This is a genomic window from uncultured Paracoccus sp., from assembly GCF_947487305.1.
Lineage (GTDB): Bacteria > Pseudomonadota > Alphaproteobacteria > Rhodobacterales > Rhodobacteraceae > Paracoccus.
In genome coordinates this window covers 275,249-300,057 of sequence record NZ_CANKWH010000001.1, presented here as the reverse complement: position 1 = coordinate 300,057, position 24,809 = coordinate 275,249, and the positions used below count along the sequence as shown (strand labels likewise).

The window sequence follows — 24,809 nt, the reverse complement described above, 5'->3', positions numbered from 1 at the left end:
CAGGCGTGCCGAACCTTGGGCCGGGTTGACCCGGCATACCAAAAGGCGCATCGGACCTGCAGTATGTGCAAGGATTCCCCATGTCGGACCAGCCCCCCGCAAGTCCTGAGGCCGCCAATCCGCTGAACGCCCCTGCCGCCCGCGCCCCGGCGGTGCCGCCCCTGAACACCCCGCGCGAGGATCGCACCGGGCTGGCGATCATGATCATGTGCGCCGTGGCGATGATCTTCGCGGTGCAGGACGGGCTGTCGCGCCAGTTGGGCAGCCAGTATCCGGCGATCTTCATCGTCATGCTGCGCTTCTGGTTCTTCGCGCTCTTCGTCATCGTGCTGGTCGCGCGCCAGCCCGGTGGCCTTGGCCGGGCGATGCGGTCCAAGCATCCGTGGATGCAGATCTTCCGGGGGGTGCTGCTGGTGGCCGAGGTGGTCATCATGGTCGAAAGCTTCGTCCGCCTTGGCCTGGTCGAGACGCACGCGATCTTCACCGCCTCGCCCCTGCTGGTCGCCGCGCTGTCGGGGCCGATCCTCGGCGAGAAGGTCGGCTGGCGGCGCTGGACGGCGATCATGATCGGCTTTCTGGGCATCCTGATCGTGCTCAATCCGGGGCAGGGCATGTTCGCCCCCGCCGCCATCCTGCCGCTGATCGCCGCGCTGATGTTCGCCGTCTACGGGCTGGCCACGCGCTATGTCTCGCGGCAGGACAGTTCGCTGGTCAGCTTCTTCTGGACCGGCATTTCCGGCGCCGCCGCGATCACGCTGGTCGGCATCTGGCAATGGGTCTGGCTGGCGCCCTTGGACTGGTTCTGGATGCTGTGCCTCTGCATCACCGCCATTGCCGGGCATTACCTGTTGATCCGCGCCTATGAGCTGGCCGAGGCCTCGGCGCTGCAGCCCTTTGCCTATACCCAGCTGGTCTGGGCCAGCGTCATCGGCGTGATCTTCTTCGGCGACGTGGTGAAGACCAACGTGGTCATCGGTGCCGCCGTGGTGGTCGGCGCGGGCCTGTTCACCTTGTGGCGCGAGCGTCAGAAGGCAAGGGCAAGGGCGCGCTGATCCCCTCGGGCCAGCGGAATCCATCGCCTGCATCGGCGGCCAGACGCGGCACCGGCATGGCGGCCACGGCGGCCTGCATCTCGTCACTGACCGGCAGGCGCGCGAGCCGCAGCGGCCGCAGCGGCGGCGGGGCAGACAAGGCAAGCGTCAGCCGCAATGGCGGCGCCGGCATCAGCCCGCCGCCGGTCAGATCCCAGGTCGGCACGATCGGCACCGGCTTTCCCATGATCCTTGCGCGGTAGATCGGCTGTGCCTCTGCGACGCGCATGACGTAATTGCGGGTCTCGTCGAAGGGGATCAGTTCGACCCAATCGACCGCATCGGCGCCGCCGTGATCGGCACCCTTCCTCAGATCGCCGAAATCCCTGATCCAGCGCGCAGGCCGCCCCGGCCCGGCATTATAGCCCGAGGCGACCAGCGCCACCGAAGCGCCGAAACGGTCGCGCAGCCCGTCCAGATAGGCCGCGCCAAGCCGGGCGTTATAGGCCGCATCCTGCGTCAGCCGCGCGCGCTCATAGGGTTCGCCGATCTTGCGGGCCATCGCCTGCGCGGTGTCGGGAATGACCTGCATCAGCCCCAGCGCGCCGGCATGGCTGCCGACGGTATGGTTGAACTCGCTTTCCTGCCGGGCGATGGACAGGACCAGTTCCGGCGGGATGCCGAGATCGGTATCCTCCAGCCCGGTCAGCGGGAAATGCGCCGCCGGATAGATCGCGCCAAGACTGGCCGCGCGTTTCGACAGCCGCAGCGCGTGCCAGGGCTTGCGCGCTTCGAGCATCAGCCGGGCCATGCGGGCGATGTCGTCGGGTTCGGCCCCGGTCGCCGCCGCCTGCAGGAAAAACTGCTGCGCCTGATCGGCGCGGCCGGTGCCGAGCATCCACAAGCCGGCATTGAACAGCTCGTTCCCGACCAGATCGCTGCCGCGCCAGTCGGGCAGGCTGTCGAGCGCCTTGCCCGGCACGGCGAATTCGGCGGGCATGGGCAGGTGCAGCTTCTCGGCGGAAAGCTGGCCGTAATAGGTGCCGATATACTCGGCCCCCGCCTGATAGGCCGTCCGCGCCGCATCGGTCTTGCCAAGCGCCTCCTGCGCGCGGCCCTGCCAGTAATCGGCGCGCGAGCGGCTGATGGCGCTGCCGACCACGGTTTCCAGATGCTCGAAATGCCCCAGCGCGCGGTCCGGCGCCCCGGCGCGCAGCGCGGCATAACCCGCCAGCCATTCGAGATCGGGATAATGTTCGTTCTCGGGCGGCAGGAAATGCGCCCGCGCCAGCTTTTCCGCCATAGCCCAATCGCCCTGACGCATGGCGAGGCGGGCGTAATCCACCCGCATCTCGGCCCACACCTCGGGATCGCGCAGCGCCTCGGCGCTGGTCGAGCGTTCGAGCATCAGGTCGCGCGCCAGATCGTGCATCTTGGCGCGGACCCGCCAGCGATACCGGTCCATCGCCAGCCCGGCATCGGCGCGCACGGGTTCCGGCAGGGCGTTGATCAGGTCATCGACGCCCGCCCGCCGGGCCTGCAGGGCGATACGGGCGCGGGCCAAGGCGGCATCGGGGGCCGAAAGCTCTGCCAGCCGCCGTTCCGCCGCCTGCCACTCGCCAAGGTCCAGCATGGCAAAGGCGCGGGTGGCGGCGAGGGGCGTCAGCTCGTCGGTGTAGGTTTTCAGGAACGCCGCCTCTTCCGCCGGTTCCAGCGGCACCGTGGTCCAGAAGCGTTCGCGCTCCGCCTTGGCCGCGCCGGCCGAGAGCGTGGCGAGAAAGGCGGTTTCCGTGCGCAGGCTGTCGGGCAGGCGATCGCCGAACCAGTTGCGGATCTGGTCAGGCGGCAGGTCGGGGCGCAGCAGTGCATCGCCGCGCCGGATCAGCGCCGCCTCGCCGGGCCAGCCGGGATGGTTCAGGCGGAAGGCGAGGAAATCGCGGAACGCGCCATTGCCGGCGATCAGCGCCTGCCAGCCGACCAGCGCCTCGGCCATCGGGCCGGAGCGCCCGGCGGCGGCCTTTGCCGTAACCCAGTCGCCGGTGTCGGCCGCCGCCAAGGCCAGCGCCATCGCACCGGCATTTTCGGCGCGCGCGGGCAGGGCTGGCAGCATCAAGGCCAGTGCGCCCGCCCGGAATATGTGGCCGATGAACCGCATTCCGCCTATCTGTGCGGTGCTTTGCCGCGCGGCGCAACTCACAAGCTTGGCAATTCCGGCTGCGGGATATAGGGATTGCGCGTTCAGAAAATCGCAAATCAGGAGCGTGTCATGTTCAAAGGGTCAATACCTGCCCTCGTCACGCCGTTCACCCCGGACGGCGAGCTGGATCTGGACACGCTGAAGAAGCTGGTCGACTGGCATGTGGCCGAAGGCAGCCATGGCCTCGCGCCGGTGGGCACGACCGGCGAAAGCCCGACGCTGAGCCATGACGAGCATCGCCAGGTGATCGAGACGGTGATCCGGGTGGTCGATGGTCGCATCCCGGTGATCGCCGGCGCGGGTTCGAATTCCACCCGCGAGGCGGTGGGGCTGGTGCAGTTTGCCGCCGAGGCCGGGGCGCAGGGCGCGCTGGTCGTCACCCCCTATTACAACAAGCCGACGCAAGAGGGGCTGATCGCGCATTACACCGCGCTGCATGACGCCGCCGACCTGCCGATCATCATCTACAATATCCCGCCCCGCTCGGTCATTGACATGAGCCCCGAGACGATGGGCGAGCTGGCCAAGCTGAAGAATATCGTCGGCGTCAAGGACGCGACCGGCAAGCTGGAGCGCGTCAGCCAGCAGCGCATCACCTGCGGCACGGATTTCATCCAGCTGTCGGGCGAGGATGCCACCGCGCACGGCTTCAACGCGCAGGGCGGCGTGGGCTGTATCTCGGTGACGGCCAATGTCGCGCCGAAGCTGCTGGCCGCCATGCAGAAGGCCACGCAGGCGGGCGACTACGCCAAGGCGCTGGAATACCAGGACCGGCTGATGCCGCTGCATATCGCCATCTTCGTCGAGCCGGGCCTGGTCGGGGTGAAATACGCCATGTCGCGGCTGGGGCTTTGCAATGATCGCGTCCGCCTGCCGCTGACGCCGCTGCGCGAGGCGACCCGCAAGCAGATCGACGACGCGCTGGCCCATGCCGGGCTGATCTGAGCGGCTGATAGCTTGTTCACCTGATGGCGCGCGGCGGTTCCTCGGACCGCCGCGTTTGCATGTGACGGGCAGGGGACCGTCGGCTTCCCCCACGCTGACTGGCCCGCGCATTTCTTCGCGTCAAACCCGCCGATTACCCCTTTTCATCCGCCGCGCCTTTGGCTATCACCCCGCCCACTGCCCCGGATGCGGTCGTGGCGGAATTGGTAGACGCGCAGCGTTGAGGTCGCTGTGGGGTAACTCCCGTGGAAGTTCGAGTCTTCTCGACCGCACCAACTTTCCCTTCAGATCACTGTGCTGAACTGTGACCGGATGTGCCGGTCCACCCGTCCATCCTCGCGGTCCGGGAGGCCGGCGTCACGCGTCGCGCTGATTCGAGCCGAGGTGATCAGGACCGCGCATCAGCTTCAAGGATCGCAGCAAGCCCGCCGGCACGTCGTCCGGCGGGCTTGTCTGGTCAGCGCATTCCATGGGCAGAGGCCCTGTCCGCCGGCGGCGAGGTCAGGCGGCGGCCTGACTGTCCCCGCCGATCGGATCACCCGTCACCGGACCCTCCCAATTGGGCTTCCAGCCAAGCGCCGGGGCGACGTGCTTGGCGAAGGATTCCAGCAGGTGCAGGTTGTAATCCGGCCCGAGCTGGCTGGGGATGGTCAGCATCAGGGTGTCGGCCAGCGCGATGGCCTCGTCCTGCAGCAGCTCCTCGATCAGCTGGTCGGGCTCGGCGGCATAGGTCCGCCCCGAGGTGGCGCGGAACCCGTCCATGATCCCGTAGCTGTCGCGCGCCTCGGCACCGCTGCGATGGCCGAAATAGCCGGCATCGGTCTCGTTCATGATCGGGATGATGCTGCGGCTGACCGAAACCCGCGGCGCGCCGACATGACCGGCCGCGCGATAGGCGTCACGGAAGCGCCGGATCTGCTCGGCCTGCAACTCGTGGAAAGGCTGGCCGGTATCCTCGACCAGCGCCGTCGAGGACATCATGTTCAACCCCAGCCGCCCGGTCCATTCGGCGCTGTCGCGCGTGGCTGAACCCCACCAGATATGGTCGCGCAGCCCCGGCGATTGCGGCTCGATCGGCAGCATCTGACCCGCGCCCACCAGTTGCGGATTTCCCTTGGCCAGCCGCTCGCCCTCGACCGCTTTCAGGAACTGGTCGAATTTCGCGCGGGCGATATCGGCGCCACGCGGATCGGTCGAGCCGGTATAGCCAAAGGTTTCATAACCGCGCGAGGCGGTCTCGGGCGAGCCGCGGCTGATGCCAAGCGCCAGCCGGCCATCGGCGATGATGTCCAGCGCCGCCGCCTCTTCGGCCAGATAGAACGGGTTCTCGTAACGCATGTCGATGACGCCGGTGCCGACCTCGATGCGCCTGGTGCGCGCGGCGATGGCGGTCAGCAGCGGAATCGGCGCCGCCTGCTGGCGGGCGAAATGGTGGACGCGGAAATAGGCGCCGTTCACGCCCAGCTCTTCCGCACCGGTGCCGATCTCGACCGCCTGCTTGATCATGTCGCTGGCGGTGATCGCCTGCGACCCGAAGGATTTGCCGTAATGGCCAAAGCTCAGAAATCCGAATGCACGCATGATGCTCTCCTGCCGCCGGGGCGGCTTCCGGGGATCGGCGCAAAGCCGGGGCCATGCCGCCATCCGGGGGCAGGCGTTTCGCAGCCGGTCGGTTGAAGGTGACACGACGGTTGGCACCGCATCGTCTTTGCCCCGAATTAGGGGACGAGGAGATGCCATACCCAGCGCCGTCCGGGCGAACCCGGCATTCGCATCTGGCGAACATTTGCGGCCTCATGTCCGAGGCACGCGGCGGACCCGCCGCCCACGCGTCAGATCCGCCTCCGTGCGGTGCGGCTTCAAGGAAAGAACGGGAACAGGATCGGCAGCAGGATCATGGCGACGACCGTCGAGACAAGGATCAGCGGCTGCCCGGCCCTGGTGTAATCCATGAAGGTATATCTGCCCGGCCCCAGCACCATGACATTGGCCGGCATCCCGATGGGCGTGGCATAGGCCAGCGAGCCGCCGATCACCGTGGCCATCAGCACGGCGCGCGGGTCGGCACCGATCTGGGCCGAGATCGACAGGCTGATCGGCACCAGCAGCGCGGTGGTCGCGGTGTTCGACATGAAGTTCGTCATCACCACGGCCAGAAGGAAGATGACCAGCAGGAAGACGAACATCGGCGTCTCGGGCCCGGTCACGCCCAGCACGGTTTCGGCAATGACCTGACCCGCCCCGGTCTTTTCCATCGCCGTCGCCAGCGACAGGATGCCGCCGAAGAGGAAGATGGTCTTGGCGTCGATCGAGCGATAGGCCTGTTCCTCGCTGATCACCCCCAGAAGGATCAGCACGATGGCCCCGATCGCGCCCGTGATATGCAGGCGGATGCCGATCTGCGCCTCGAAGATCATGCAGAGGATGGTGACCACCAGCACGACCAGCGAGGCGGTCCTCTTCCATTGCGGGACCGCAGTCGTCGCCGCGGTCTGGCTGTCCACGGCCATCTCCCCGACCTTGTGGTCGGGTAACAGCCGGAAGCCGATGGTGGCGACGAACAGGATGCCCGCCAGCAGGATCGGCAGGCCGACAAGCCCATATTCGAAGAAGCCGAAGCTGAGCCCACTTTCCTGCAGCGCCGCCTGCGCGATCATGTTGCCGGGCGCGCCGATGAGGCTGAGATTGCCGCCCATGGCCGCCGCGAAGACAATCGGCATCAAGAGACGCGAGCGCGCGAAACCGGACCTCGCGGCAATGCCGATCACCACCGGGATCAGCACGGCGACGGTGCCGGTGTTCGACAGGAAGCCCGACATCAGCCCGGTGATCAGCATGATCGCCACGACCAGCTGCCGCTCGGTCCGGGCAAAGCGCGTGACCAGCCCGCCGATCTCGGCCGCCATGCCGGTCTGGAACAGCGCCCCGCCGATGATGAACATGTCCACGAACAGGATGACATTGCTGTTGACGAAGCCGTCAAAGGCCTCGCCTGCGTCCAGCACGCCGGTCAGCACAAGCGCGACGCAGACGATCATCGCCGTCAGGGCAAGGGGGATCCGCTCCCACACGAACATGATGATCGCGAAAAGCAAGAGCAGCAGGGTGATGGTTGCAGGGTCCAAGGTTTCCTCCCGAGTTCCGGTTCCGCCCCCTGCGACAGGGGATGAATCGTCACCGGCTTAGGCGGGCGGCTTCCGGCAGAAAATCTGCCAGAAATTATATTATTATTCGTGATAATTGCGGATCGCGCCGCGCCTCAGGCGGTCTCCTCGATCGCCTGCAGGTTCTCGTCCAGCACCGCCAGCAGCGCATCGCGCTGTTCGTCGCGGGTGCCGCGCGCCCAGGCTGCGGCCAGGATCAGCTTGCCGCGGGTCGTGCCCTCGGGCAGCAGCAGCGGCACGAAGCGGACCCCCGTCACGGCAATGCGCGAGGCCCATTTCGGCACGATGGCCAGCCCGGTTCCCGTCGCCACCAGGTTGACGATGGTGTGCTTTTCCTCGGCGATCTGGGCGATCCGCGCGGTCAGCCCGGCATCGGTGAAGAGCTTTATGGTCAGGTCGTGGGAATGCGGACGCGAGCGGCGGTCGGGGACGATCAGCGGCGCGTCGGCCAGATCCTCGACCGTCAGTTCGGCACGACCTGCCAAGGGATGCGTCTCGGGCAGGGCAACGACCGCCGTTTCAAAGAACAACGTCTGGAAGTGGATCTTGGGGTCGCGGATATCGGGCGGGCGGCAGAAGGCGATATCCAGGCTGCCGCTGAGGATGCGGGGCAGCAGGTGCATGGTCTTCTGCTCGACCAGCTGCACGTCGATCTCGGGCCGGCGCGTGCGCAGCAGCTGCAACAGCTGCGGCAACAGCCCGGCGGCGGCGCTGTCGATGGCGCCGACCTTCAGCACGGCGGTTTCGCTGCGCCTGACCGCCCGGATGCGCTGCTCGAAGCGATCGGCCTGCGCGACAAGGGCACGGGCATCGTCAAGGACGGCCATGCCGGCCTCGGTCAGCGCGACGTTGCGGGTGGTGCGCAGGAACAGCCGGGTCTCGAACCGATCCTCGAGCAGCCGGATCTGCCGGCTGAGCGAGGCCGGCAACATGTCCATCGCCTGCGCCGCGCGCCCGAAATGCAACTCCTCGGCCACGGCGAGGAAACACCTGATCTGCTGGATATCCATCGTCCCCTCCGCCGGTAGATTATCTCGTTTCTGTATATAATTCCACGCAAATTGAGGAATCGCCAGGCTGGGCGCAACTTCACGTCATGAACCCGAACGAGGACAGAGAGATGAAGACCTACAAGATCGCCGCCATACCCGCCGACGGCATCGGCCCCGAGGTGATCGCCGCCGGGCTGCAGGCGCTGGACGCGCTGGCCCGCCGCGATGGCGGCTTCGACTTTGACGTGACCGAGTTCGACTGGAGCTCGGAGCGCTACAAGAAGACCGGGGCGCTGATGCCCGAGGACGGGCCGGAACAGCTGAAGGCCTTCGACGCGATCTTCTTCGGTGCGGTCGGCGCGCCGGATGTGCCGGACCATGTGACGCTGTGGGGGCTGCGCCTGCCGATCTGTCAGGGTTTCGATCAATATGCCAATGTGCGGCCAACGAAGATCCTGCCCGGCATCACCTCGCCACTGGCCGGGGTCGGTCCGGGCGATCTGGACTGGGTGATCGTGCGCGAAAACTCGGAAGGCGAATATTCCGGCCATGGCGGCCGCGCCCATAAGGGCCTGCCCGAAGAGGTCGGCACCGAGGTCGCGATCTTCACCCGCGCGGGTGTCACCCGGATCATGCGCTATGCCTTCAGGCTGGCGCAGTCGCGGCCCCGCAAGTTCCTGACCGTGGTAACGAAATCCAATGCCCAACGCCATGGCATGGTGATGTGGGACGAAATCGCCGCCGAGGTGTCCAGGGAATTCCCCGATGTGACCTGGGACAAGATGCTCGTCGATGCGATGACGGTGCGGATGGTGAAGAACCCGGCCTCGCTCGACACCATCGTCGCCACCAACCTGCACGCGGATATCCTGTCCGACCTGGCCGGGGCGCTGGCCGGCAGTCTGGGCGTCGCGCCCACTGCCAATATCGACCCGGAAAAGCGCTTCCCCTCGATGTTCGAGCCGATCCACGGCTCGGCCTTCGACATCACCGGCAAGGGCATCGCCAACCCGGTCGCCACTTTCTGGACCGCCGCGCAGATGCTGGAGCATCTGGGCGAGCCGGCGGCTGCCGAACGGCTGATGCGGGCGGTGGAAAAGGTCTGCGCTGATGGCGTGCTGACCCCGGATGTCGGTGGCAGCGCCAAGACCCAAGAGGTCACCGATGCAGTCTGCGAAGCCATTCGCCGCGAGAATGTCTGAGATCGCCATGCGGGACGCGGAGGCGCAGGCGCTGCTGCGGCAGATGCTGGATGCGGCGATCGCGGCGGCGGACCCCGCCACGGTCCTCGCCCGGCACCTGCCCGAAAAGCCCGCGGGCCGCTGCATCGTGGTGGGGGCCGGAAAATCCGCCGCCGCCATGGCGCGGGCGGTGGAGCGCGCCTGGCCGGATGTGGACCTGTCAGGCGTGGTCGTGACCCGCTATGGCCATGCCGTGCCGACCGAACGGATCACGGTGCGCGAAGCTGCGCATCCGGTTCCGGACGAGGCCGGGCACAGCGCCGCCGTCGAGATCCTCGAAACCGTTCAACGGGCCGGGCCGGATGAACTGGTGCTTGCGCTGACCTCGGGCGGCGGCTCGGCGCTGATGACCCTGCCCGAGCCGCCGATGACGCTGGCGGACAAGCGCGCGGTCAACCGGCTGCTTCTGGCCTCGGGTCTGACCATCGACGAGATGAACCGGGTGCGCCGGCGCCTGTCGCGGATCAAGGGCGGCAGACTGGCGCTGGCGGCGGCACCGGCGCGGCTGGTGACGCTGGCGATCTCGGACGTGCCGGGAGACGACCCGGCGGCCATCGCCTCGGGTCCGACAGTGCCCGATCCTTCGGCGGGCGACGATCTGTCGCCCCTGGTAGCACGGCTGGGGCCGAACCTGCCCGCCGCCGCGCGCGAGATCCTGCTGCGCCCGCCAGTGGCTCAGCCCGCGTTCCCCCCCGATTACCGCATGATCGCCACGCCGCAGATGTCGCTGGAGGCGGCGGCGGATGTCGCCCGCGCCGCCGGGATCACGCCCCTGCTGCTTGGCGACGCGCTGGAGGGCGAGGCGGCGCAGCTGGGCATCGTTCTGGCCGGGATCGCCCGTGCCGGTGGCCTGCATGGCACCCCGGTCAAGGCGCCCGCCGTGCTGCTGTCGGGCGGCGAGACCACCGTGACCATCGGCGACAGGACGCCCGGGCGGGGCGGGCGGAATACCGAGTTCCTGCTGAGCCTCGCCCTCGCGCTGAACGGTCAACCCGGCATTCACGCGCTGGCCGCCGATACCGACGGCATAGACGGCACCGAAGACGCCGCCGGGGCGATGATCGGGCCGGATACGCTTGCGGCGGCGGGCAGGGCCGGGCTGATCCCGCGCGACCATCTGGACGGCCATGACAGCTACAGCCTCTTCGACCGGCTCGGCGCGCTGATCCGCACCGGACCGACCCTGACCAATGTGAATGATTTCAGGGCGATCCTGCTGGGCTGATCCGATCGCGTCTTTCGGCCGATCTGCACAAGTCCTGCATGACTTGTCCGCCATATCTGCGCGGTTTCCGAAGCAGTCTCGGGCCAGTTCTGGCAATCGGAGACGGCAAGATGGAGAAGAACCTGACGATTCGCGGCCTGCCGCAGGTGCTGGCTCTGGACGGATGGTGGCTGGTCGCGGCGCCCTCGGGCGATGATGGGGCCGATGGCGATGCGGCTGCGAATGCGGGCCTTTCCCGCCGCGCGCGCAGGCTGGGCGCGATCCTGATTCTGGTGGCGCTGGCCGATCTGCTGTTCTGGCGGCACGGGCCCGGTCTCTCGCTGGCGCTGTTCGCGGCGGCGATCTTTGCCCTGTCGATGACACAGGGGGTGGTTGTCTGGCGCGGTCCTGCGGTCCTTTTGGTCTTGGCCGCGCTTCCGGTCATCGATCACCTGCAGGCGCTTTCCCTAACCTTTCTGGTCCTTGGCCAGATCGTGGCGCTGCTCTGGTCGCGCCATCCTGATGCCTCGGCCGCGCAACTGATCCGCAGCGCGATACGGTTTCTCGGCAAGCTGCCCGGCAACTGGGTCCGCGTGCTCGATCCGCGCAGGCTGTCGGTCGGGGGATCCGCGCTGCGCGACGCCGGCGCGCCGGCGCTGGCGCTGCGCAGGATGCTGCGCAACTGGGCGCTGCCCGTCGGGGGAAGTCTGGTCTTTCTTGCCCTGCTGATGGAGGCGAACCCGGTTCTGGCACGGCTGCTTCAGATCGATCTCGATCTGTGGCAGACGGTCCGGCGGGCGCTGTTCTGGGCGGGAACCGCCGTCTTCGTGAGCCCGTTCCTGTTGCCCATGGACGATCCGCTCGCAAAAGCCCCGCAGCGCGATCCGTCCCGATGGCGGCTGACGGGCTTCGGGATCAATGCGGGGGCGGTGCTGCGCGCGCTGGTCCTGTTCAATCTGCTGATCGCGGTGCAGAGCCTGACCGACCTGTTGATCCTGCTGGGCGGCGCGGACCTTCCTGCCGGGATGACCTTGGCCGAATATGCGCATCGCGGTGCCTATCCGCTGCTGGCCACGGCCCTCATCGCCGCTGCCTTCGCGCTGACCGCGCGGCCGTTTCTGGCCGAGCACCGGCTGATGCGTCCGCTGATGCTGGTTTGGCTGGCGCAGAACATGGTGCTGTGCGGGGCGGCGGCGCTGAGGCTGGAGCTGTATATCGAGAGCTTCGGGCTGACCTATCTGCGTCTCCATGCGCTGATCTGGATGGGGCTGGTCGCGGCCGGGCTGAGCCTGCTGATCTGGCAGGTGCTGCGACGGCGCTCGAATGACTGGCTCGGCCGGCGGGTCGCGGTGCTGCTGGTGACGACCTTGTACCTGTGCAGTTTTGTCAATTTCGCCCAGATCATCGCGGCGCAGAACGTGACACGACCGGACCCCGACCGGGCCTATCTCTGTTCGCTTGGACCGCTGGCCAGCGGCCCGATCCTGGCAAGCGGGGTCGGTCGCAGGATCGCCAACCGCATCGATCTTGGTGATTGCGAGATCACCGCTCCGCGGATCCGGAACTGGCGGGAATGGGGCTTTCGGACATGGTCAGCGCATCGCTATGTTCGGCAGGTGTCATATGCAGCGAGGCCCTGATGAAGATCCTGATCGTCGACGACGATCCCCGGTTGCGCGATCTGGTCAGGATCGCGCTCGAGCGCGCGGGCCACAGCGTGATCACCGCTGCCGATGGCAGCCAGGCACTGACCCATGCGGCGCGCGAGATCCCGGACCTGATCGTGCTTGATGTCGGCCTGCCCGAGATGGACGGGTTCGAGACCTGCCGCCGCCTCCGCGCCCGGTCCGAGGTGCCGATCCTGTTCCTGACAGCGCGCGATGACGAGATCGACCGGGTGCTCGGGCTGGAGCTTGGCGCCGACGACTATGTCACCAAGCCGTTCAGCCCGCGCGAACTGGTCGCGCGCGTGCGGGCGATCCTGAGGCGCAGTGCCGCCCCGGCCGCTCCGGCCCGGCTGGATCACGGTCGGCTGTCGCTGGATGCCCATACCCGCAGTTGCCGGGTCGGCACCAAGGAGGTTGCCCTGACCGCCACCGAATTCGGCCTGCTGCTTCGGCTGATGCGCGATCCGGCCCGCCTGACCCCGCGCGCCGAGCTGGTGGCCGGGATCTGGGGCGCGCGCAGCTTGATCTCGGACCGGACGCTGGACAGCCATCTGCGCAACCTGCGCCGGAAACTGGCCGAAAAGGGCTGCGCCGAGGCGATCGATACCGTGCATGGTCAGGGAATGCGGATGGGGCCCTGCCGTTGACCCGCCGGTGGCGTCCCGCGATGGGTTTTGTTCTGGGGGGCGCGCTTGCCGGGACCCTGGGCCTGTCCTTTGCCGGGCTGGTCATGCTGCGCTATCTCGGGCCGGAATTCGGCTTTCGCAATTCGGCGGCAGGCCTCGCGCTGGTGATCGCCCTGCTTACGGCAATGCTTGGCTGGTTGCTGATGCGCCTGTTGCTGCGACCGATCCATGCGCTCGAAGCTTATGCCGAGGCCCAGCAGCAGGGGGCAGAGCCGGTGCCGCCAAGCCATTTCGGTACGCGCGAACTGCACGCCACAGCCCGCCGCGTGGTGGCGATGGCCGAGGCCCTGCGTGACCGCGAGGCGACGATCCGCGCCTTTACCGACCACGTCACCCACGAGATCAAGACGCCGGTCTCGTCGATTCGCGCGGCCTGTGAATTGCTGCAGGATGGCGGCGCGCTGACCCCGGCTGACGCCCGACTCGTCGAGCAGATCGACGGGGCGAGGGCGCAGATCGAGGCGCAGCTTCTTGCCCTGCGCGAGGTCGCGCGCTCGCGCGAGACGCGCTATCTCGGGCAGACAAATCTGGCCGAAATGCTGCCAGAGCTGCGGACCCTTCGCCCCGGACTGCAGCTGGAACCGAAGGGCGAAACCGTGTCACTGCCGATCGCCGCGCAGGGGATGCTGATCGTGCTGGGACAATTGCTGGCCAATGCCGCCGAGAACGGCGCGGGGCGGGTCACGTTGCAGGCAGAGGCTGTCGGCGAGGCAACGCGGCTTGACGTCTCGGATGATGGTCAGGGCATTTCCAGCGGCAATGCCGAACGCATTTTCGATCCGTTCTTCACCACCCGCCGCGACGAGGGCGGCACCGGCATGGGGCTGCCGGTGGTGCGCAATCTGCTGCATGCCCATGGCGCGACAATCCGGCTGATCCCGGTCGCCGAGGGAACCCATTTCGCGATCGACTTTGCATCGGGCGGGGCGTAAGGCCTGCGAAGCCGGGCTTTCCTTCGGAACCAACCCTCCTGCTATCCTGTTGATGCGCAAGGTGATCTGCGCCACGCTGGCGCCACAGAGGACGTGCAGGACAGAGATGGCTGAAATTCTGGATCGGGGATGGGTGCAGCGCCTGCGCGAGCAATTGCGGCTGATGTGGGTTCGCGTGCTGCTTTACAGTCTGGCCGGGGTGGCGCTGGCCGGGCTCGCCCCGCTGATCGGGCCGGTCCTGCCCTATGTCCCCAAGATCGATCTGGCCGCCGGATCGGTGGGATCGCTTCTGAACATCATCGCCTCGTCCATGCTGGCGGTGACGACCTTCTCGATGTCGATCATCGTCGGCGCCTATGGTTCTGCCACCTCGAACGCGACGCCGCGCGCCACCCGCCTTCTGGAACAGGACCGCACGGCGCAAAGCGCAGTCTCGGTCTTCATCGGCTCGTTCCTGTTCAGCATCGTCGGCATCATCGGGCTGGCGGCGGGCTTTTATCCCGACAACAGCCGGATCGTCCTCTTTGCCGCCACGCTGCTGGATATCGCGCTGATCGCATGGGCCTTGCTGCGCTGGGTCAGCCATCTGAACGATTTCGGCCGGATGAGCGATATCATCGCCCGGATCGAGTCGGCAGCCATGCCGGCGGCGGAACTCTATCGCGATCGCCCGGCCTTCGGCGCCATGCCGCGCGATCCTTCGGGCGATGACGGTGGCGGGCTGCTGCCTGCGGATCAGTCAGGCTATGTCCGCCATATCGACATCGCCAAGCTGCAGGCTGCGGCCGAGGCTGCCGGGCTGCGGGTCGAGATCCTGCGCAGTCCGGGCAAGTATGTCCATCAGGGCGAGGCGCTGCTGCGCCTGTCGCAACCGGTCGACGAGATTGTCCTGAAGAGGCTGAGGAGTGGCTTTTCACTTGGAGAGTCCCGCAGCTTCGATCAGGATCTGCAATACGGGCTGATCGTCTTGAGCGAGGTGGCCAGCAAGGCGCTGTCGCCCGCCATCAACGATCCCGGCACCGCCATCGAGGTGCTGCGCGCCGGCACCCGCGTGCTCGAAACGCTGCACGCGCCTGCCGAGGTGGAAAACTCGTCCCGGCACGATCGGGTCTTTGCCCCGGTGCTGGACATTCCGGCGGTCTATGCCAGCTTCTTCGCCCCGATCGCCCGCGATGGTGCCGGGCTTCTGGAGGTGCAGGAGACCTTGCAGGATTGCCTTGCCGCGCTTGGGCGCCGCGGCGACGCGACCGCTGCACGGCGTCAGGCCGACCGGGCTTTCGCCCGCTCGGAACAGGCGCTTGGCGAGGAGTGGGAGAGGCGCGCCCTTGCGGCGGCGCGGGGATAGGGGGCGTCATCTCGGGATCGAAGGCGCAGGCGATCCGGCTGCGTCGTGTCTGACGAAGACTCGGCTCACGGCGTCAGCGCACTGGCCCAGAGCGAGGGTTCGCCCGCCAGCGGCACCGCGCCGGTGTCGCCGCTGATCAGCGGGCCTTGGGTCTCGCCGATCACCGCCAGCGATCCCGCCATGCCGGTCAGGGGCGTGCCGAGGGGGGCGCCCAGCAAGGTCAGCTTCTCGCGCGCGGCCCGCACCTTCTCCTCGGGCATCGGGGCGGCATCGGCGAATTCGTTATAGGTTTCGGGCGAGTCGGTCAGGCCGTCGAAGCCGCGGCTTTGCAGCATGACGTACAACTCGTCGAAGCGGGCGAGATATTTCCGGGCATTGCCGGGACTGCGCGAATGGAAGGCGCCGGCGGCGGCGCGCCAGTCGCCGGTTTCCTGATACAGTTGCAACACGAAGCTGGCGGCGTAGCGGGCATTGGTCAGCGGATCGAACATGGCGGCGACCGAGGGGAAATTCGCGCCATGCCAGCGGTAATTGATCTGGAAGCAGCCGATATCGACATTGGGCCGGCCCAGGGCCACCCGGTCCTCGGCGAAGGCGAGCGCCGAGGCCGGATCGTCGAACCACGAGCCGGCACCTTCGGCATTCACGCTCCAGGCCCAGGGTCGGACATGGCCGTCCAGCCGCCGCCCGGTCTCGGTCAGGGTCAGCGCGCCAAGGATATCCGCCGGCACGCCATATTCCGCCGCCGCCTGCCGCGCCGCGCCCTCGCAAATGGCCGCCGGATTGGACAGGTCTGCCTGCGACAGCACCGCAACTGCCTGCACCGGCAGCAGAAAGGCTGCCAGAAGCGCCAACAGCGCCCATGTCCGGGCAAGTCCCTGATATTGCAGCATCTGCACCTTTCGCGCCTGCCCGATCCTGGGACAGCATAACCGGCCCGGCTTAAGATAAGGTAAGCCTGCGTCACCACCGCGCGCTGGACGAAAAGCCAGTTGCAATCCTTGGGGCGGCGCGCGTAACGTGACGACGCGCCACAAGACCAATAAGCCAATCAGGGAGTGCGCGGATTGCAGCAAGATCGCATGGGTGGCGGCTTTGTCGTCTTCGAGCATGTGCAGAAAAGCTATGACGGTCAGACGCTTGTCGTCAAAGACCTGAATCTCGACATCGGCAAGGGCGAGTTCCTGACCATGCTGGGGCCCTCGGGCTCGGGCAAGACCACCTGCCTGATGATGCTGGCCGGTTTCGAGCAGGCCACCCATGGCGAGATTCGGCTGGACGGCCAGAACATCAACGACGTGCCGCCGCACAAGCGCGGGATCGGCATGGTGTTCCAGAACTATGCCCTCTTCCCGCACATGACGGTGGGCGAGAACCTGTCCTTCCCGCTGGAAGTGCGCGGCATGACCAAGGCCGAGCGCGAGACGCGGATCAAGCGGGCGCTGGACATGGTGCAGATGGGCGCCTTCATCAATCGCCGCCCGGCGCAGCTTTCGGGCGGGCAGCAGCAGCGGATCGCGCTGGCACGCGCGCTGGTCTTTGACCCGAAGCTGGTCTTGATGGACGAGCCCCTCGGCGCGCTCGACAAGCAATTGCGCGAGCATATGCAGTTCGAGATCAAGGCCCTGCACGAGCGGTTGGGGATCACCGTGGTCTATGTGACCCATGATCAGGGCGAGGCGCTGACCATGTCGGACCGCATCGCCGTCTTCAACGATGGCCGTATCCAGCAACTGGCCAGCCCCTCGGCGCTGTACGAGCAGCCGGAAAACAGCTTTGTCGCCAGTTTCATCGGCGAAAACAACGCTCTGCCCGGAACTCTTGAGAAACTGGATGGGAATAGTGCGATCATCCGCCTGCACAATGGCGAGGCGATCGACGCCACCGCCGTCAACGTGCGGCAGGTGGGTCAGGACACCACCGTCTCGATCCGTCCCGAGCGGGTCGAGTTCAAGCCGGAACTGATGCCCGCCGGCGCCCATACGGTCGAGGCCGAGGTGATGGATGTCGTCTACATGGGCGATATCCTGCGGACTCGGCTGAAGGTCGCGGGCAGCGAGGATTTCGTGATGAAATGCCGCAATACCATTGGCCAGACCCGGCTGTCGCCGGGTCAGAAGATCCGCATTGGCTGGCATCCGCAGGATGCCCGCGCGCTGGACCCGGTCTGAACACGGGCCTTGCGCGGAGAGACAGATTTATTGAAGCGAGAGGACCTTATGAAACATTCCCTGATCCTGACCACTGCCCTGACGGGCCTGATCGCGCTGCCGGCGGCAGCACAGGAGGTTGCCCTGCTGTCCTGGGGCGGCGCCTATGGCAACAGCCATCTGGAAGCCTATGCCAAGCCCTTCGAGGCCGAGACCGGGATCAAGGTGGTGATGCAGGACGCCGACAACCCGGCCACGCCGATCAAGGCCATGGTCGAGGCGGGCAATGTGACGGTCGACGTGGCCTCGGTCGAATATGCCGATGCAGTGCGCCTCTGCGACGAGGGCCTCTTGGAAACCATCGACGCCTCGATCCTGGCGGCAGCCGAGGATGGCACGGCGGCGGCGGATGACTTCATCGAGGGGGCCGTGACCGACTGCTTCGTCGGCACCGATGTCTATTCGATGATCCTGGCCTATGACGACAGCAAGTTCACCGACGCCAAGCCGGCCACCCCGGCAGACTTCTTCGACCTGGCGAAATTCCCCGGCAAGCGCACCATGCGCAAGGGTGCCAAGTTCAATCTGGAACTGGCGCTGATGGCCGATGGCGTGGCCCCGGCAGATGTCTATGCGACGCTCGGCACGCCCGAGGGGGTGGACCGCGCCTTTGCCAAGCTCGACAGCATCAAGTCGGACGTGATCTGGTGGGAGGCCGGGGCGCAGCCGCCGCAGCTGCTGGCCGATGGCGAAGTGACCATGGCCTATGCCTTCAACGGCCGGATCTTCAACGCCGCGCAGGCCGAGGGCAAGCCGTTCAAGATCATCTGGGACGGCCAGATCTACGAGATGGAAGGCTGGGTGGTGCCGAAGGGCGCGCCGCATCTGGAAGACGCGCTGAAATTCGTCACCTATTCGACCTCGCCCAAGCCGCAGGCCCGGGCTGCCGAATTCATCAGCTACGGCCCGCCGCGCAAATCGGCTGCCGCGCTGGTCGGCAATATCGAGGGCACCGAGGTGCCGATGGGGCCGAACCTGCCCACCTCGGCCGAGAACATGACCAATGCGCTCGGCTCGAACCTTGATTTCTGGGTCGATCACGACGCCGAGCTGAACGAGCGTTTCAACAGCTGGCTGGCCGGTTGATCTGACAATCCGGCGGGTGGCCCCCTTGGGGCCGCCCGCTTCTGCCTGTCAACCTGCCGAAAGCAGGGCAGGCCAATAAGAACAAAAAGATAAGACAACAATCTTGAAACAGGGTGAACCATAATGAAGTCTATCCTCATTGCTACCACCGCCTTGGCCGGGCTGGCATCCGCCGCGCTGGCCGAGGGCGAGGTGAACGTCGTCTCGTGGGGTGGCGCCTACGAGGTCAGCCAGGTCGAGGCCTATAACAAACCCTTCACCGCCGAGACCGGCATCAAGGTCAACATGATCGCCGCCGACAACCCGGCCACGCCGCTGAAGGCGCAGGTCGAGGCTGGCAACATCACCGGCGACGTGTTCGACATCGAAGTCTCCGACGCCATCCGCCTGTGCGACGAGGGCGCGCTGGTCGAGATCAACCCCGCCGATCTGCCCGCCGCCCCCGATGGCACCCCCGCCGCCGAGGATTTCATCGACGGCGCGCTGCAGGATTGCGCTGTGGCGAACATCTTCTGGGGCACGGTCATTGCCTATGACAACACCAAGTTCCCCGATGGTGCCCCGGCCACGGCGGCGGATTTCTTTGATCTCGAGAAATTCCCCGGCAAGCGCGGTCTGCCCAAGAACCCCAAGCGCACGCTCTATTTGGCGCTGATCGCCGATGGTGTGCCCGCCGCCGAGATCTATGACAAGCTGGCCACCCCGGAAGGCGTGGCGCAGGCTTTTGCGAAACTCGACAGCATCAAGGACAGCGTTGTCTGGTGGGAAGCGGGCGCGCAACCGGTGCAGCTGCTGGCGGATGGCGAAGTGACCATGGCCACCGGCTATAACGGCCGTTTCTTCGACGCCATGGTCGGCGAGAAGAAGCCCTTCACCATCATCTGGGACGGGCAGTACATGGATCTCGACATGTTCGCCATTCCCAAGGGCTCGCCCAACCCGGAAGCCGCGATGGCCTATCTGAAATACGCCACCGACACGCAGCGTCTGGCTGACCAGGCGAAATACATCGCCTATGGCCCGTCGCGGAAATCCTCGGCGGCGCTGGTCGGGATGTACAAGGACGGTACCACCGAAATGGGTCCGCACATGCCGACGAATCCGGATCACATGACCAGCGCGGTCATGGATGACCCGGAATTCTGGGCCGATCACGATGCCGAGCTGAGCGAACAGTTCAACGCCTGGCTGGCCGGCTGATCCGACACCCGCCGCCGTCCCCGGTGCGTCCGGGGGCGGTGGCCTTGCGACCGCGAAGAGACATCATGGCACAGGCCCTCGATCCCCACGCCGCCATCGCCACCCAAGCGGGTGGCATCGATGACGGCCCGCTGACCACGGCCGATGGCCAACCCCTGGCCCGCGCGCTGCGCCGCTCGCAGAAGCGCGCCAAGCGCCGCGCCTTCCTGCTGGTCCTGCCGCTGCTGGCCTTCATCCTGCTGACCTTCGTGGTGCCGATCGCGCAGATGCTGCAGCGATCCTTCTATAATGACGGCTTCTCGGCCAACATGCCGCAGGTCTCTGCCTGGTTCGCCCAGACCGAGCGCGGCACCGATCCCGACGAGGCGGCCTGGGCCGCGCTGGCCGCCGACCTGACTGCGGCCGCAGAAAACCGCACCATCGGCATCGTCGGCACCCGCATCAACTATGACATGGCCGGCACGCGCTCGCTGTTCACCTCGACCGGCCGCAAGGTCCGCGACGGGCTGGAGCCGCCCTACCAGGCGGCGCTGACCGAGATCGATGCGAAATGGGCCGACCCGGTGCTGTGGAGCACGATGCGCGAGGCCTCACACCCGGTGACGACGAATTTCTATCTCGCCTCGCTGGATCGCAAGCGCGATGCCGAGGGCAACATCGCCCAGGTGGCCGAGAACCAGCGTGTCTACATCATGCTGTTCCTGCGCACCTTCGGCCTGTCGCTGCTGATCACCGCGCTGACCTTTGTCCTTGGCTTCCCGATCGCGCATCTGCTGGCGACGCTGCCGATGCGCAAGTCGAACCTGTTGATGATCCTCGTGCTTCTGCCCTTCTGGACCTCGCTGCTGGTGCGGACGACCAGCTGGATCGTGCTGTTGCAGCAGCAGGGCGTGGTGAATGACCTGCTGGTCTGGGCGGGCATCATCGACGTGAATGGCCGGCTGCAGATGATCTACAACCGCACCGGCACGATCATCGCCATGACCCATATCCTGCTGCCCTTCATGATCCTGCCGCTCTACTCGGTGATGCGCACGATCAACCCCTCCTATGCCCGCGCCGCGCGGTCACTGGGGGCGACCAGCTGGACGACCTTCCGCCGCATCTATTTCCCGCAGACGCTGCCGGGGCTGGGGGCAGGGGCGCTCTTGGTCTTCATCCTCGCCGTGGGCTATTACATCACGCCGGCACTGGTCGGCGGGTCCTCGGGGCAGCTCATCTCGAACATGATCGCCATGCACATGACCGACACGCTGAACTGGTCGATGGCGGCGGCGCTGGCGGCGCTGCTTCTGGGCGCGGTGCTGCTGCTCTACTGGTGCTATGACCGCATGGTCGGCATCGACAACCTGAAGCTGGGGTGACGCAAGATGGCGCTTCCGAATTACGCATCCCCGGCCGAGCGGATCTGGCACTGGTCCTACCTGCTGATCTGCGCGCTGATCTTCATCTTCCTGATCGCGCCGATCCTGGTCATCATCCCGCTCAGCTTCAACGCCGAGCCCTATTTCACCTTCACCGAGAAGATGCGGTCCTTTGATCCCGACGGCTATTCGATGCGCTGGTATGACAGCCTGCTGACCTTCGGGATGCAGGCGCCCGACGGGCCGCGCAATGCCGGCTGGTGGGCCGATGCCTGGGCCAATGCCAAATGGATCAACGCCGCCAAGAACTCGCTGATCATCGGCTTCTTCTCGACCATCCTTGCCACCTTCCTCGGCACGCTGGCCGCGCTTGGCCTGTCGCGCCCGGAAATGCCCTTCCGCCGGGCGATCATGGCGATCCTGATCTCGCCGATGATCGTGCCGCTGATCATCACCGCGACCGGCATGTTCTTCTTCTATTCGAACCCCTGTTCGGTGCTGGGCTGGGTCGGGCTGCCGACGAATTGCGGGCGGCTGGCGGGCACCTACCTGGGCGTGATCCTTGCCCATGCCACGCTTGGCATTCCCTTCGTCATCATCACCGTGACGGCGACGCTGGTGGGCTTTGACCAATCGCTGAACCGCGCCGCCGCGAGCCTCGGGGCCAATCCGCGCACCACATTCTTCCGCGTGACCATGCCGCTGATCCTGCCCGGCGTGATCTCGGGCGCGCTGTTCGCCTTTGTCACCAGCTTTGACGAGGTCGTCGCCGTGCTGTTCATCGCCGGCCCGGATCAGCAGACCATCCCGCGGCAGATGTGGAACGGCATCCGCGAACAGATCTCGCCTGCCATTCTTGCCGTCGCCACCATTCTGGTGATCTTCTCGATCGCGCTGCTGGCGACGGTCGAGCTGCTGCGCCGCCGCTCGGAACGGCTGCGGGGTGTGACGCCGCACTGATCCGGGCGGGGCAGGCCCCTGTCAGGGAAGAATCGCCAGCCACATCCAGATGGTCAGGACCGAGGCCAAGGTGCCGATCAGCACGGTCGAGGCGGCGACCCGCCGGGCCGCGCCGTAGATATTGGCGAAGATATAGGCGTTCACTCCCGGTGCCATCGAGGCGGTGACGACGGCCGAGCGCATCCCGTCCGTATCCAGCCCCAGACTGCGGCCAAGGCCAAAGCTGATCGCCGGATGCAGGATCAGGCTGATGCCGCAGCACATGGCGATGGTGGCCATGTCGCCCTCGGGCTTGTAGCGCAGCAGCACGCCGCCAAGGCCGAAGAGGGCGGCGGGCAGGGCCGAGCGCGCCAGCATGTCGACCCCGGCCCAGAAGCCCTCGGGCAGGGTCAGCCCGGCTTGCGTCAGCAGGTTCACCACGAAGCCCACGAGGATGCCGATGACCAAGGGCGTGCGCAGCACCCCGCCAAGCGCCCGCGCCGCCACCGCGCCGACCGACAGGTTCTTGCCGCGGGCCAGCGTGAATTCCATCATGGTGATGCCGAAGGTATAGATCAGCGGCGAATGGATCGAGATGATCGCCCAGTTCCCCATCAGCGATTCCGGCCCATAGGCGCGTTCCATGATCGGGATGCCCAGAAGCAGGCTGTTCGAGAACAGGCAGACGAAACCGATGGCGACGCAATCGGCGGGCGGGCGCTTGAAGATGAACTTGGCCCCGGCCCAGCCCGCCAGGTAGCCGGCAAAGGCGCCGCCATAGAAGGACAGCATCAGGTTGATACGGAAGCCCTCGCCCAGATCCAGCCGTGCGATCGAGGAGAAGAGCAGCACCGGCACCGCGAAGTTCTGGGCATAGCGCATCAGCCCGTCGACGGCGCTTTCCGAAAACCAGCCGCGCCAGGCGACCAGGTAGCCAAAACCGATGACCAGGAAGACCGGCAGGATGACCGTGAAAAGATCGCTCATGCCGGCTCCTCGGCAAGGGGCTGTGGGGCAGGAGCGTTCACGCCCACCTCGATCACCAGCCCGTCATGTGCGGGGATGACGTTCGGGGGCGTGGCTTGCATGGTCTCGGCATGGTCGAGATCGATATGCATGTTCGTCACTACGCCGCGCCTGGCCCGTGACCGTTCGATCCAGTCCAGCGCCAGCGCCAGATGGGCATGGCTGGGATGGGGCGTCAGCCGCAGGGCGTCGCAGACAAAGACCTCGGCCCCCTCGATCAGCGGCCAGCACTCGCCGGGGATGAACGAGACATCGGGCAGATAGACCAGCCCGCCGATGCGGAACCCCAGCGCGGTGATATCGCCATGCTGGACGCGGAAGGGCAGGAATTGGATCAGCCCGCCGGCGCCATCGATGCCGAAGGGGCCGTCGATCAGGTTCAGGTCCGCGACCGGCGGATAGGCCGAGCCCTCGGGCGTTTCGAAGATATAGCCAAAGCGTTGGGTCAGCGCCCGGGTCGTCGGCGCATCGGCCCAGACCGGCATGCGCTGATGGGCGTTATAGGCCAGCTGGCGGATGTCATCGATGCCGTGGGTATGGTCGGCATGGGCATGGGTATAGACCACCGCATCCACCGTGGTCACATTGGCGTCGATCAGCTGCCAGACCATGTCCGGGCCGGTATCGATCAGCACGCGGGTGATGCCATGTTCGCCCACGCGCTCGACCAGCAGGGCGCAGCGGCGGCGGCGGTTCTTGGGATTGCTCGGGTCGCAGGCGCCCCAGCGGTTGCCGATCCTCGGCACGCCGCCCGATGAGCCGCAGCCGAGGATCGTGGCGCGGATCATGCGGCAGCCTTCCAGAACAGCCGGTCGAAATTCTCGGTCGTGGCGCGGGCGAAATCGGCATAGTCGATGCCATAGACCTGCGCGCCCACGGCGGCGGTCTTCGCCACATAGGCCGGTTCGTTGCGCTTGCCGCGATAAGGCGGCGGGGCGAGATAGGGGCTGTCGGTTTCCACGAGGATCCGCTCCAGCGGCGCGGCGGCGAAGATGTCGCGCAGCTCCTGCGAGCGGGGGAAGGCGGCGATGCCCGACATCGACAGGTAGAAGCCCAGATCCAGCGCCGCCCGTGCCAGTTCCGGACCCGAGCTGAAGCAATGCATCACGCAGGTATAATCGCCGTTGCGATATTCCTCGGTCAGGATGCGGGCCATATCCTCATCGGCGTCGCGGGCATGGATGATGAGGGGCAGGCGGGTCCGGCGCGCGGCCTCGATATGCAGGCGCAGGCTGACCTGCTGGGCCGCCTTGCTGTCGGCGGTGTAATGGTAATCCAGCCCCGTCTCGCCGATGCCCACCATCTTCGGATGCGCGGCATAGCCCAGAAGCTCGTCCAGCGTCACCGGCGGCTGGTCCGCCACGCTCATCGGGTGCAGGCCCACGGCGTAGAAGAGCCCGTCATGCGCCTCGGCCAGCGCCTGCACCTTGGGGACATTCGGCATCTTGGTGCAGATCGTCACCATGCGCGTCACCCCGGCGGCGCGGGCGCGGGCGATGATCTCGTTCTGCTGGCCGTCGAAATCGGGGAAATCCAGATGGCAATGGCTATCGACGATTGCGGGGGGCGCATCGGTCATG

21 protein-coding genes and 1 tRNA gene are annotated in these 24,809 nt (G+C 66.6%); 14 read left to right on the top strand and 8 right to left on the bottom strand.

What is annotated here, in order from left to right; translation table 11 throughout:
* Window positions 1-200 precede the first annotated feature (200 nt).
* On the top strand, window positions 201-1,052 hold the full coding sequence (locus tag Q1A36_RS01550) for a DMT family transporter (RefSeq protein ID WP_299839319.1): 852 nt from the start codon (window positions 201-203) through the stop codon (window positions 1,050-1,052).
* Here Q1A36_RS01550 and Q1A36_RS01545 read toward each other — a convergent pair.
* On the bottom strand, window positions 1,006-3,141 hold the full coding sequence (locus Q1A36_RS01545; protein WP_299838736.1) for a lytic transglycosylase domain-containing protein: 2,136 nt from the start codon (window positions 3,139-3,141) through the stop codon (window positions 1,006-1,008). The two genes, Q1A36_RS01550 and Q1A36_RS01545, sit on opposite strands and share 47 nt — an antisense overlap.
* Before the next feature lie 156 nt (window positions 3,142-3,297).
* On the opposite strand from Q1A36_RS01545, the gene dapA reads away from it, so the two are divergent.
* The gene (dapA, locus tag Q1A36_RS01540) at window positions 3,298-4,173 is read left to right on the top strand and encodes a 4-hydroxy-tetrahydrodipicolinate synthase (protein ID WP_299838732.1); all 876 of its coding nucleotides are present in this window, start codon (window positions 3,298-3,300) and stop codon (window positions 4,171-4,173) included.
* Between the two features lie 188 nt (window positions 4,174-4,361).
* Window positions 4,362-4,448: transfer RNA gene (locus tag Q1A36_RS01535), tRNA-Leu, on the top strand.
* Window positions 4,449-4,674: 226 nt separating this feature from the next.
* Here Q1A36_RS01535 and Q1A36_RS01530 read toward each other — a convergent pair.
* The 3 genes from Q1A36_RS01530 to Q1A36_RS01520 all read right to left on the bottom strand — a co-directional run bounded on the left by Q1A36_RS01530 (window position 4,675) and on the right by Q1A36_RS01520 (window position 8,347).
* The gene (locus tag Q1A36_RS01530; protein ID WP_299838730.1) at window positions 4,675-5,754 is read right to left on the bottom strand and encodes an LLM class flavin-dependent oxidoreductase; all 1,080 of its coding nucleotides are present in this window, start codon (window positions 5,752-5,754) and stop codon (window positions 4,675-4,677) included.
* A gap of 278 nt (window positions 5,755-6,032) precedes the next feature.
* Complete coding sequence (locus Q1A36_RS01525) at window positions 6,033-7,298, bottom strand: SLC13 family permease (protein WP_299838727.1); 1,266 nt, start codon at window positions 7,296-7,298, stop codon at window positions 6,033-6,035.
* Between the two features lie 134 nt (window positions 7,299-7,432).
* Complete coding sequence (locus tag Q1A36_RS01520) at window positions 7,433-8,347, bottom strand: LysR family transcriptional regulator (protein ID WP_299838724.1); 915 nt, start codon at window positions 8,345-8,347, stop codon at window positions 7,433-7,435.
* An 86-nt stretch (window positions 8,348-8,433) separates the two neighbouring features.
* Between Q1A36_RS01520 and Q1A36_RS01515 the strand changes: the two genes are divergently transcribed.
* The 6 genes from Q1A36_RS01515 to Q1A36_RS01490 all read left to right on the top strand — a co-directional run bounded on the left by Q1A36_RS01515 (window position 8,434) and on the right by Q1A36_RS01490 (window position 15,404).
* On the top strand, window positions 8,434-9,531 hold the full coding sequence (locus Q1A36_RS01515; protein ID WP_299838722.1) for a tartrate dehydrogenase: 1,098 nt from the start codon (window positions 8,434-8,436) through the stop codon (window positions 9,529-9,531).
* Window positions 9,524-10,795 carry a glycerate kinase gene (locus tag Q1A36_RS01510; protein WP_299838719.1) on the top strand — a complete coding sequence of 424 codons (1,272 nt, stop codon included), beginning with the start codon at window positions 9,524-9,526 and terminating at the stop codon, window positions 10,793-10,795. The genes Q1A36_RS01515 and Q1A36_RS01510 overlap by 8 nt, the downstream gene beginning before the upstream one ends.
* Before the next feature lie 110 nt (window positions 10,796-10,905).
* Complete coding sequence (locus Q1A36_RS01505; RefSeq protein ID WP_299838716.1) at window positions 10,906-12,414, top strand: DUF4173 domain-containing protein; 1,509 nt, start codon at window positions 10,906-10,908, stop codon at window positions 12,412-12,414.
* Window positions 12,414-13,088, top strand: coding sequence for a response regulator transcription factor (locus Q1A36_RS01500; protein WP_299838713.1), 675 nt, complete (start codon window positions 12,414-12,416; stop codon window positions 13,086-13,088). The genes Q1A36_RS01505 and Q1A36_RS01500 overlap by 1 nt, the downstream gene beginning before the upstream one ends.
* Window positions 13,089-13,108: 20 nt before the next feature.
* The gene (locus Q1A36_RS01495) at window positions 13,109-14,059 is read left to right on the top strand and encodes an ATP-binding protein (RefSeq protein ID WP_299838711.1); all 951 of its coding nucleotides are present in this window, start codon (window positions 13,109-13,111) and stop codon (window positions 14,057-14,059) included.
* A 106-nt stretch (window positions 14,060-14,165) separates the two neighbouring features.
* The gene (locus Q1A36_RS01490; RefSeq protein WP_299838708.1) at window positions 14,166-15,404 is read left to right on the top strand and encodes a DUF2254 domain-containing protein; all 1,239 of its coding nucleotides are present in this window, start codon (window positions 14,166-14,168) and stop codon (window positions 15,402-15,404) included.
* A gap of 65 nt (window positions 15,405-15,469) precedes the next feature.
* Here Q1A36_RS01490 and Q1A36_RS01485 read toward each other — a convergent pair whose 3' ends face one another.
* Window positions 15,470-16,297 carry a hypothetical protein gene (locus tag Q1A36_RS01485; protein WP_299838705.1) on the bottom strand — a complete coding sequence of 276 codons (828 nt, stop codon included), beginning with the start codon at window positions 16,295-16,297 and terminating at the stop codon, window positions 15,470-15,472.
* Window positions 16,298-16,486: 189 nt separating this feature from the next.
* Between Q1A36_RS01485 and Q1A36_RS01480 the strand changes: the two genes are divergently transcribed.
* The 5 genes from Q1A36_RS01480 to Q1A36_RS01460 all read left to right on the top strand — a co-directional run bounded on the left by Q1A36_RS01480 (window position 16,487) and on the right by Q1A36_RS01460 (window position 22,224).
* Window positions 16,487-17,575: an ABC transporter ATP-binding protein gene (locus Q1A36_RS01480; protein ID WP_299839317.1), complete on the top strand. Its 1,089-nt coding sequence runs from the start codon at window positions 16,487-16,489 to the stop codon at window positions 17,573-17,575.
* A gap of 48 nt (window positions 17,576-17,623) precedes the next feature.
* Window positions 17,624-18,700, top strand: coding sequence for an ABC transporter substrate-binding protein (locus Q1A36_RS01475; RefSeq protein ID WP_299838702.1), 1,077 nt, complete (start codon window positions 17,624-17,626; stop codon window positions 18,698-18,700).
* Between the two features lie 123 nt (window positions 18,701-18,823).
* On the top strand, window positions 18,824-19,900 hold the full coding sequence (locus Q1A36_RS01470) for an ABC transporter substrate-binding protein (RefSeq protein WP_299838699.1): 1,077 nt from the start codon (window positions 18,824-18,826) through the stop codon (window positions 19,898-19,900).
* A 65-nt stretch (window positions 19,901-19,965) separates the two neighbouring features.
* On the top strand, window positions 19,966-21,264 hold the full coding sequence (locus Q1A36_RS01465) for an ABC transporter permease (RefSeq protein WP_299838696.1): 1,299 nt from the start codon (window positions 19,966-19,968) through the stop codon (window positions 21,262-21,264).
* A gap of 6 nt (window positions 21,265-21,270) precedes the next feature.
* Window positions 21,271-22,224 carry an ABC transporter permease gene (locus tag Q1A36_RS01460; RefSeq protein WP_299838693.1) on the top strand — a complete coding sequence of 318 codons (954 nt, stop codon included), beginning with the start codon at window positions 21,271-21,273 and terminating at the stop codon, window positions 22,222-22,224.
* Between the two features lie 21 nt (window positions 22,225-22,245).
* On the opposite strand, the gene Q1A36_RS01455 is transcribed toward Q1A36_RS01460, so the two are convergent.
* Genes Q1A36_RS01455 through Q1A36_RS01445 form a run of 3 tightly spaced genes read right to left on the bottom strand, consistent with a single transcriptional unit; the run spans window position 22,246 to window position 24,808 of the window.
* Window positions 22,246-23,190 (bottom strand): AEC family transporter, encoded by a 945-nt coding sequence (locus Q1A36_RS01455; RefSeq protein WP_299838690.1) that lies wholly within the window; start codon window positions 23,188-23,190, stop codon window positions 22,246-22,248.
* A complete protein-coding gene (locus Q1A36_RS01450; RefSeq protein ID WP_299838687.1) occupies window positions 23,187-24,017 on the bottom strand; it encodes an MBL fold metallo-hydrolase in 831 nt (276 codons plus the stop codon). Before Q1A36_RS01450 ends, Q1A36_RS01455 begins: the two co-directional genes overlap by 4 nt.
* Window positions 24,014-24,808 (bottom strand): TatD family hydrolase, encoded by a 795-nt coding sequence (locus tag Q1A36_RS01445; protein WP_299838685.1) that lies wholly within the window; start codon window positions 24,806-24,808, stop codon window positions 24,014-24,016. The genes Q1A36_RS01450 and Q1A36_RS01445 overlap by 4 nt, the downstream gene beginning before the upstream one ends.
* Between the last annotated feature and the right edge of the window lies 1 nt (window position 24,809).